We start from the raw sequence: 8,745 nt of genomic DNA, 5'->3' as shown, positions 1-8,745 counted from the left end.
CCACTCAGCCGTCTCCTCCGGATCACGATCAGGCAACTGGTTAGTCAACCCGCTCAAAATATGGGAACTTTCGTCTCCTGCAGCCACGTCCGACCTCTCTTAAAAGCAGTGTGGGCGCCCAAGGCTGTGGCCCAGGACGTTTAGAAACACTCTAGACCGCGCCCACCTCTTGTGCGTAGCTGGGACCGTCCGGTGCGAGCTCACGGTGCCGGTCCGGCGTCGGACCCTGAAGAGGACGTCCCGGCAACGGGCGGGCGCCGGAGCCGGGAACTGCCGCTGGGGGTAACGCAAATCACGTTGTGCCGGTGGCCGGGAGCGTATGAATCAGTGTAAAAGCGTTGATCTGCGGTACGGAGTGGAGGCGGGATGGGCGCACCCCCTAGACTGGTGGTTGTCTAACTTTTATCCAGCGCGGAAGCGTTGAACGCAGGAGGAATCACGTGAGCGAGGCCGACGCCGGCACTGTTGCCAAGGTGGCAGGTAATTTGGGGTTCAAGGATGGGGATCTTGTCCAGGAACTCGGATACGACGACGACGTTGATTTTATGCTTCGCGACAGTATTGAGGAACTTATTGGTTCCCAGATGTTCGACGAGGATGACCATGACGTGGTTGACGCCGTAATTTTTTGGTGGCGCAAGGACGACGGGGACCTGGTGGACGCGCTGGTCGATTCACTGACCACCTTGGACGAAGGCGGGATTGTGTGGATCCTTTCGCCCAAGTCCGGCCGGGACGGTTACGTTCCGCCGGCTGAAATCCAGGAAGCTGCCCCCACCGCCGGCCTGCACGTAACCACCACCGCCGGTGTTTCCACGGACTGGGCAGCAACGCGTCTGGCTCCGCGCAAGCGTCAGTAATGTCCGACGCCGGCACGCACCGGGGCGTTCGTGTCGGGGACATGGCGCCCGACTTTTCCCTGTCGAACCAGTTTGGCGAACCGGTGACACTCTCCGCACTGCGGGGGGCGCCCGTTGCCGTGGTGTTTTACCCCTTTGCCTTTTCCGGGATCTGCACCGGTGAACTGTGCGAGCTGCGCGACAATTTTGCGCAGTTCGCCTCTTCGGGGACTCGGTTGCTGGCCGTGTCGGTGGATAGCAAGTACACGCTGCGCGCCTATTCCTCGGCGGAGGGGTTCGAATTCGAGCTGCTGGCCGATTTTTGGCCGCACGGCGGGGTGGCAAGTAGCTATGGCGTCTTTGAGTCCGAACGTGGCATGGCCGGGCGCGCGACGTTTGTGATCGATTCCTCGGGCATGGTCCGGGACGCCTTCAGCACACCCTCCGGCCAGGCCCGTCCGCTGGAGCGGTACCGTCAGGCGCTGGCGGCCCTGTAGATGGCGGCACAGTAGACATGGACGTGGGGCGCCCTGATTCCGTCCGGCCGGGAATCGGGCTGACGGGGTTCGTGCAAAATCAAGCTGGGCCACGGCTGGCGCCACCGTCCGTGGCGTCCGGGAGCAGCCAGCCGGGTCCGTCCGGGCTGCTGGACGGCGGGGCCCGTGCCGTACTTGACGGCATCGTGCCGCTCCTTTCCGCCGGCAGGCTTGCCTTGTTGACAGGTGCTGGCGTGAGCACTGATTCGGGCATTCCCGACTACCGGGGCCCGAATGCCGTTCCCCGCCAGCCCGTCACCTATCAGGAATTTGTGGGTTCGGAACCCCTGCGCCGGCGCTACTGGGCCCGCAACCACATTGGCTGGGCCAGGATGCGCCAGGCGTCGCCCAACGCCGGCCACGTTGCTGTGGCGGCCATGGAGGCGGCCGGTTACCTCACCGGCGTCATCACCCAAAACGTCGACAGGTTGCACGAGGACGCGGGTGCCCGCAATGTGGTGGATCTGCACGGGCGCTTTGACAACGTGGTGTGCCTGCGCTGCGGTGAGGTGTACACGCGTGCCTTTATTGCCGTGGTCCTGAACGAACTTAACCCGGGGTTCGTGGAGGCGGTGGCAGCTGTAGGGGGAGCGGAGGCGGGGCCTGACGCAGACGCCGACTTGGAGCACGAACAGTTGATCGATTCCTTCCGGGTGGCCTGTTGTCCTTTGTGCGGCGGGATGCTGAAACCGGACTTTGTCTTTTTTGGCGAAAATGTGCCCAAGGACAGGGTGGAACAGGCCTTTGAAATTTTGGATTCCGCGGCATTGCTGCTGGTGGCCGGCTCCTCGCTGACGGTGATGAGCGGGCTGAGGTTTGTGCGGAAGGCAGTCAAGGATGGCAAGCCGGTGGTCATCATCAACCGGGGTGCCACCCGCGGGGACGGGCTGGCCCGGGTGAAGTTGGAGGCCGGTGCCAGCGAGTCCCTGGGCTACCTGCTGGAGCGGCTGGCCGGCGGATTGGCGCAACAGACAAACCATCGGGTACAGTAGTTTCTCGTTGGTCACGCCGACAGGCGCCAAGCCTGTTCGCTTGGACACTGAATTTGAACACTGAAATGGGTCTTTAGCTCAGCTGGTAGAGCGCCACGTTTACACCGTGGATGTCATCGGTTCGATCCCGGTAGGACCCACCACAAAGAATCCCGCTGTTTCCGGCCGCAGAGGCCGGAGACAAGCGGGTTTTTTGTTTTTGCCGTCCCGTGAACCGCCTACCCGAGGTCGATGTGCCCGGGGCGGGCCCTGCCCTTGAGAATGTTCAGGATCTCGCAACCGATGATGTGCGCAGCGGACACGACAGCCGAAGGCTGTTCTTCCCCGGTGGCCGTCAGGCGCCGGAGCTCTTGTCCGAGCAACTCCAAGTCCCCGAGCTTGTCGCCGGTGCCGGCCTGCAAAGGCAAGGTGATCGCCATGGTCCTTCTCCTTCTTCCTCGGTCTAAAAAGACTATGCGGCCAACCTGCGAGCACACCTTGTGAATGGCGCATAAACCCTGACAACAGTCCGTTGCGTGCTGTTGTGCCGCGCCGGGGTCCTGAAATGAATGGGCCGGCTTGTATCCTTTGAAGTTGCTGGGAATTTTCAATGGAGGGGGACACATGAACGGGATTTCCTTTACGGCCATCGACTTTGAGACGGCCAACAGTTACCGCGCATCAGCCTGTGCCGTGGGGCTTACCAAGGTCCGTGCGGGCAGGGTGGTGGATTCGGCCGCGTGGCTGATGAAGCCACTGCCGGGGTACGGTGAGTTTTCTCCGGTCAACGTCGGTGTGCACGGCATAACGGCCGCGCAGGTTCGCGGGCTGGCCGACTGGCGGGGCAGCTATGGCCCCATGCTGGAATTCATTGGCGCCGACGCCCTGGTCGGCCACAATGTGAGCTTTGAAAAGTCGGTGATCAGCAAGGCCAACGAGGCCTGCGGCATCGAGACGCCGGACTTCGACTTCCGCTGCACCCTTTCCCTGGCCCGGAGGCACCTGCAGCTGCCGCACTACAGGCTTTCCGACGTGGCGGGTGCGCTGGTGCTGCCGGCCTTCAGCCACCACGACGCCGGGGCTGACGCGACTGCCAGCGCCCTCATCGCCATCGAGCTGGCGCGGCGCAGCGGCGCTACATCCTTGGACGCGCTGTGGCCGGTCCCCTCGGCCCGCCGGCGCTCCGAAGCGCCGGGCAGTTACGCCGGACCCACCCGCCGGGTGGCTGAGCTGCCTGCGCCAAACGCGGGCGCCAACCCCTACGGTCCGTTGTTTGGCCAGACAGTGGTTTTCAGTGGCGACCTGGCGGCCATGACGCGGGCGGATGCCCAGGACGCGGCAGCGGCGAAGGGGGCAACCATCGTGAACAACACGACCAGGAAAGTCACCATGGTGGTGTGCGCCGGGTTGGGTGTTTCCCGGGAGCCCAGCGGCAAGGTGCAGCGGGCGCGTGAACTGGCCGCGGCCGGCCAGGACATCCACGTCATGGGTGAGCAACAGTTTCTGCGCCTGCTGGCCTTTAGGTAGCGCAAGGCTCCACAAACCGGGCAAGCCCGGGACCGGCGTCGTGCATAAGTTCCGTGGGATGGCCCCACATAGCCCTCGGGGCGTCGTCCTGCAGGGCATCGCCCAAGATCCCCGGCACGTAAAGCACCCCGGCGCTGCGTCTCCGCAGCGCCGGGGTCTCAAGGTGTGTTGGCCCTTATTCTCCGAGACGCCCCTCACGGGACTCGCTCAGGTCTTGCCCCAGCCCAAGAAACCAACAGATTCGACACTACAGCGCCGGAGCAGGCCGTGGCAATGGTTTGTCCACCCGATTGCCAAATGCCTAACCCGGCCCCGCCGCCGGGGTAACGCCGTGGTTGTCAGAGCCTGCCCGTAACGTACGGGGAATGAAGTCAATGTTGGAGCATGTCCTGGTTCGCACCGCGCCGTCAGGGGAACCCGTGGCGGTGGAACGGGCCGGGCGTGAGTGGCTGGTGGCCGAAGGGCCAATGCGCTGGTTTGAACGGACCAACTGGTGGGAGCAGCAAAAGCGGATGCCGCGGGGACAGGGCCGCATCGACGTGGAGGTCTGGCGGGTGCAGGCCCGGCTGGGGCGCAATCCCCGCAGTGACCTCGCCACCATGGATCTGGAACGTGATCCCACGGGAGGGGGTTGGTGCCTGAGGCTCGCAGCGTGACTGAACGTGAACGCGTGGCTTAAAGTGAAAGGCTCCTCGCCACAGCTATTGGGGGACGCTGTGGAGAGGAGCCAGTAACAAAAATATAACGGTTGCGGGCGGCGGAAGCAAATTGCCACACCCGGTTCCACGAATCGGCCCCGCCAGGCCAAACATGCGCAGTGAGCGTGGGCCGCACAAAAATGACACCCGCTGCTTAAATTGAGGGACCTTCCACTGTGGCTATTGGGGGACGCCACAGTGGAAGGTCTGCAAACGAATATACAGTGATCGGCAGACAATCACAAGACCGGACGTTCTACCTCTTGCGGTGGACAGTATGATGGGAAGTGTTCATTGCAGTGAACTTGCAACTTTGCTGTGACGCACCGGGGCCGCAGCCGAATGGAAGGCCCGGCCCCTCCAGTGTTTAGGAATCGCATGACGGAAATCCAGGCCACGAAGCGGGGCAACGACGCCCGCGGCAACTCAACGCCCGCGCCGGCGGTCACCAGGGCGGCGGCCGTGCTCGATGCGCTGGCGGCATCGGACTCCGGCCGGCTGACGCTCAGCGACCTCGCCCGCGAGCTGGGCATTCCCAAGTCCTCGACATCCAACCTCCTGCAGGCGCTGGAGGACGCGGAGCTGATCACCCGACTCGGCGCGGACTATGCCCTGGGCGTGAAGCTTGTGGAGCTTGGCGCCGCGTATTTGAGCCGGCGTGACGAGGTCAGGGAGTTTTACCGCTTCTGTGAGCAGGCGCCGCTGCTCAAGGGGGAGACGGTGCGCATTGCGATGCTTGACGGGGAAAATGTCATCTATCTTGCCCGCTACGAGGGCCACCCGGCCGTACGGCTCACGTCCAATATCGGAGACAAGATGCCGGTCTCCGTGTGTGCGGTCGGCAAGGCGCTGGTCTCCCGGCTGCATGACCATGACATTGAGCAGCTTTATCCGGATGACTTGCCGCTTCCCGTCATGACGCCCAAGTCCCTAAAGACGGGCCGGGCACTCAAGGATGAAATCGCCCGGACCCGTTCACAGGGCTACGCCTTCGAAGACGAGGAATCCACGCTGGGCGTGGTGTGCCTTGGCATGGCTGTGCCCACCCGCGGGGCCCACGGGCCGAGCCTGGGCGTTTCCGTCACGGCATTGAAGGCAACGTTCTCCGACGCCCAGCGTGATGCCATGGTTGGCGAGCTTGTTGAATTGACGCGCGTGCTCGGCAATCCAATGGGGTAGTGACGCAATAGACAAATTTCCCTTGGCGCACCGTTCACTATGATGTACGCTGTTCAACATAGTGATCGACCTCGCGGTCAGTGTCGCGTTTCCGGCCCAACGGTGGTCCGGGAAGTTTCAAGGGAGAACCAGTGACTACACAGCCTTTTCATTCCAACATCCCGGAGGTGGACGGGACTATGTGCCCGTGGATCCGCAGCAGCTCCGCCGGGCCACGCTCGCCAGCTCGGTTGGCTCGGCGCTTGAGTATTACGACTTTTACATTTATGGCCTGGCCACCGCGCTGATCTTCGGGCCGCTCTTCTTTTCCCCGCTCGGACCGTCCGGGGCCCTGATTGCCTCCTTTGCCACCTATGGGGTCGGCTTCGCCGCCCGCCCGTTCGGCGGGTTGATCTTCGGCTACATCGGGGACCGCTTCGGCCGCAAGCAGGTCCTGCTGCTGACCATCGGACTGATGGGGACGGCGTCGTTCTGCATCGGGCTGCTCCCCACCCATGCGCAGGCCGGCATGCTCGGCGCCGTGCTGCTGGTGATCCTGCGCATCATCCAGGGTCTGGGCGCCGGAGCCGAACAGGCGGGTGCCACCACCTTGATCTCCGAAGTGGCCCCGCGCAAACGCCGCGGCTTCTTCGCCGCACTGCCGTTCGTGGGCATCCAGGTGGGCACGCTGCTGGGCGCGGGCACCTTCGCCCTGATGGGCCTGGCCCATCCGGAAGTACTCACCGGCTGGTTGTGGCGTGTTCCGTTCCTGGCCAGCATCATCCTCATCGCCATTGCCATCTACATCCGCCTGAAGCTGAAGGAAACCCCGGTCTTTCAGGAGCTGGAGAAGCACAAGAATGTCACCAAGAACCCCGTGGGCGTGCTGTGGCGCTCCTCCAAGAAGAACGTGCTGATCGGCATGGGCCTTCGGATGGGCGAGAACGGGAACTCCACCATCTACTCGACGCTTTTGGTTGGCTTCATGGCGGCTAAGGGCGGCGTGTTTGAGGGTGACAAGTTCATCGGCCCCGTCGGGCTGCTGATCGCCGCAGGATTCTCGGCCATCATGGTGGTCACTTTCGGCGCCCTCTCGGATCGCATTGGCCGCGTCAAGGTCTACCGCTACGGTGCGCTCTTCCAGCTGCTGTTCGCTTTCCCGGCGTTCTACCTGATCTCCCTGGGCAATGTCACCCTGGTCTGGATTGTTATGAGCATCGGCATTGCGCTCGGTGTGCAGTCCATGCTTGGCCCGCAGTGTGCCCTGCTGCCGGAGCTTTTTGGTTCCACCCACCGCTTCACCGGCGTGGCCATGAGCCGGGAGATTTCGGCCGTGTTTGCCGGCGGCATTGCCCCATTCGTGGGCGGCCTGCTACTCGCCGTCACCCACCAGTCCTGGATGGTGCTGGCCGGCTACTCGCTGGTGCTGGCGGCCATCTCCTTCGCCACCACCTTCGTCACCCCGGAAACCGTGGGCCGCGACCTTCTCCTCACCGAGGACGCTTCCTAGCCCCCGATCCGTTGACGGCGCCCGCTCCGGCTGGCGTCGTCTGGCGTTTAACGCTGCTTTCCAGGCACGACGCCGGTGGCACCTTGCGTTGTCCGGGCGCGACTTCGCCCCGTGCCTTTCACGACGCCGACGGCTCCTGCCGGCGGTGGAGTTTGGGCAGGCGCAGGACCGGGCGCGAATGCTACCCCGGGGTGACGGCGCGTTCTGCCGGGCGCAGGACTGGGGACGGACCCGGCGTACAACAGTGTCCTGCGCCGGGCCCGGGGCGTGTGGTGCGCAGGACAGGACCGCAGAAGGGGAGCCTCCGTGTGGAAGCTCCCCTTTTGGCGGAAGTGCACCGGGTCCACCACGTGCAGCAGCGGTGGTGGCTTAGTAAAAGTGCACCGGGTCCACCACGTGCAGCAGCGGCTCACCGGTCTGGAAGCGCGAGAGGTTTTCGATGAACCGTTCGGCGATCAGGCGGTTCTCGGCAACGCTCAGCGCCGAGGTGTGCGGGGAAACCATGACGCGCGGGTGCTCCCACAGCGGGCTGGATTCCGGCAGCGGCTCAACAGCAAACACATCCAGGCACGCGTAGGAAACCTGGCCGTTGTCCAGGGCCTCCAGGAGTGCATCCTCGTCGATGACGGTGCCGCGGCCCACGTTGACCAGAACCGTTCCGGGCTTCATGGCCGCGAAAATCTCCGCATTGATCATTTTCTCCGTATAGGGCGTGCCGGGCAGGGTGTTGATGACGGCGTCGGCCTTCGCCAGCAGCCCGGGGAGGCCTGCGGTGTCGGTGACGGTGTCCACGCCGTCGACCGGCTCCACCGTGCGTTTGGTGCCACTGACGTTCATGCCCAAGGCGCGGGCCAGCCGGGCCGTCGCCACGCCAATCTCACCGAGTCCGGTGATGACTACATTGGAGCCACTGGCCAGGCGGGTGGGCGTGCGCAGCTCCGGCCAGTGCCTGGCGGCCTGGTCGGCGGCCATCTCTGCTGAGCGCTTGAAACCATTGAGGACGCCCATCATGGCGAACTCGGCCAGCGGGAGCCCGTGGACGCCGGCGGAGCTGGTGACGGCAATGCTGTGCAGTTCAGTTTCGCTCAGCTTGGCGGCCTTGACGGCTCCGCCGGCCCCGGCGGCCATGGCCTGGATCCACTGGACCTTGCCGCTGGCGGCAATTTTGGCTAGCCCGGCGGCGTTCTCGTTCGGGAAGCCGTACAGCACTTCCGCGTTTCGGAGCATGTCCCAGTAACGGGCTTCCTGCTCCGGCGTGCGCTCAAAGGCGGGATCGCCCGCGTGGTCCGCCGGGAAGCGTTCGGGTGGAAGCAGCTCGGGTTCGTAGAGAACCGTGATGGCGGGATGGGCGGATCTGATGCTCTCCACGTGTTCGGCTTCGAGCGGGACAGCAATCGCAACAGTGAGATCTTTAAGAGTCATAGTGTTCATCATACTGAATTGTGACTAAGATACTGAACAGATGTGACGAAATGACATCAGCAACCACCAAGCAGTGAGGACTGG

9 protein-coding genes and 1 tRNA gene are annotated in these 8,745 nt (G+C 63.8%); 8 read left to right on the top strand and 2 right to left on the bottom strand.

Annotated features, from left to right (window positions below; all coding sequences use genetic code 11):
* Positions 1-440 precede the first annotated feature (440 nt).
* From CVV68_RS14465 to CVV68_RS14450, 4 genes are all read left to right on the top strand, one after another.
* Complete coding sequence (locus CVV68_RS14465; protein ID WP_110501701.1) at positions 441-860, top strand: DUF3052 domain-containing protein; 420 nt, start codon at positions 441-443, stop codon at positions 858-860.
* 41 nt (positions 861-901) lie between these two features.
* Positions 902-1,336 carry a peroxiredoxin gene (locus CVV68_RS14460; protein ID WP_245933549.1) on the top strand — a complete coding sequence of 145 codons (435 nt, stop codon included), beginning with the start codon at positions 902-904 and terminating at the stop codon, positions 1,334-1,336.
* A 17-nt stretch (positions 1,337-1,353) separates the two neighbouring features.
* On the top strand, positions 1,354-2,367 hold the full coding sequence (locus tag CVV68_RS14455) for an NAD-dependent protein deacetylase (RefSeq protein ID WP_110501699.1): 1,014 nt from the start codon (positions 1,354-1,356) through the stop codon (positions 2,365-2,367).
* 67 nt (positions 2,368-2,434) lie between these two features.
* Positions 2,435-2,510 (top strand) — tRNA-Val (locus CVV68_RS14450).
* A gap of 75 nt (positions 2,511-2,585) precedes the next feature.
* Here the strand turns inward: CVV68_RS14450 and CVV68_RS14445 are convergent.
* Positions 2,586-2,786 (bottom strand): hypothetical protein, encoded by a 201-nt coding sequence (locus CVV68_RS14445; protein WP_110501698.1) that lies wholly within the window; start codon positions 2,784-2,786, stop codon positions 2,586-2,588.
* 184 nt (positions 2,787-2,970) lie between these two features.
* Between CVV68_RS14445 and CVV68_RS14440 the strand changes: the two genes are divergently transcribed.
* The 4 genes from CVV68_RS14440 (at position 2,971) to CVV68_RS14425 (ending at position 7,239) form a co-directional block, all read left to right on the top strand.
* Positions 2,971-3,873, top strand: a complete 903-nt coding sequence (locus CVV68_RS14440) for an exonuclease domain-containing protein (protein ID WP_110501697.1) — start codon at positions 2,971-2,973, stop codon at positions 3,871-3,873.
* A 365-nt stretch (positions 3,874-4,238) separates the two neighbouring features.
* Positions 4,239-4,529 (top strand): hypothetical protein, encoded by a 291-nt coding sequence (locus CVV68_RS14435; RefSeq protein ID WP_245933547.1) that lies wholly within the window; start codon positions 4,239-4,241, stop codon positions 4,527-4,529.
* Between the two features lie 420 nt (positions 4,530-4,949).
* Entirely contained in the window at positions 4,950-5,750 is an 801-nt protein-coding gene (locus tag CVV68_RS14430) for an IclR family transcriptional regulator (protein ID WP_110501696.1), read from the top strand.
* A 187-nt stretch (positions 5,751-5,937) separates the two neighbouring features.
* On the top strand, positions 5,938-7,239 hold the full coding sequence (locus CVV68_RS14425; protein WP_245933546.1) for an MFS transporter: 1,302 nt from the start codon (positions 5,938-5,940) through the stop codon (positions 7,237-7,239).
* A gap of 369 nt (positions 7,240-7,608) precedes the next feature.
* Here CVV68_RS14425 and CVV68_RS14420 read toward each other — a convergent pair whose 3' ends face one another.
* Entirely contained in the window at positions 7,609-8,673 is a 1,065-nt protein-coding gene (locus tag CVV68_RS14420) for a D-2-hydroxyacid dehydrogenase (RefSeq protein WP_110501694.1), read from the bottom strand.
* Positions 8,674-8,745: the final 72 nt, after the last annotated feature.

This window comes from Arthrobacter livingstonensis, from assembly GCF_003219815.1.
Classification (GTDB): Bacteria; Actinomycetota; Actinomycetes; order Actinomycetales; family Micrococcaceae; genus Specibacter; species Specibacter livingstonensis.
This window is presented reverse-complemented; position numbering and strand designations above follow the sequence as displayed.

Coding starts and splice junctions, on each gene's coding strand:
- CVV68_RS14435 (WP_245933547.1), top strand. CDS start 4,239: ATGAAGTCAATGTTGGAGCATGTCCTGGTTCGCACCGCGCCGTCAGGG.
- CVV68_RS14420 (WP_110501694.1), bottom strand. CDS start 8,673: ATGATGAACACTATGACTCTTAAAGATCTCACTGTTGCGATTGCTGTC.
- CVV68_RS14455 (WP_110501699.1), top strand. CDS start 1,354: ATGGACGTGGGGCGCCCTGATTCCGTCCGGCCGGGAATCGGGCTGACG.
- CVV68_RS14430 (WP_110501696.1), top strand. CDS start 4,950: ATGACGGAAATCCAGGCCACGAAGCGGGGCAACGACGCCCGCGGCAAC.
- CVV68_RS14460 (WP_245933549.1), top strand. CDS start 902: ATGGCGCCCGACTTTTCCCTGTCGAACCAGTTTGGCGAACCGGTGACA.
- CVV68_RS14445 (WP_110501698.1), bottom strand. CDS start 2,786: ATGGCGATCACCTTGCCTTTGCAGGCCGGCACCGGCGACAAGCTCGGG.
- CVV68_RS14440 (WP_110501697.1), top strand. CDS start 2,971: ATGAACGGGATTTCCTTTACGGCCATCGACTTTGAGACGGCCAACAGT.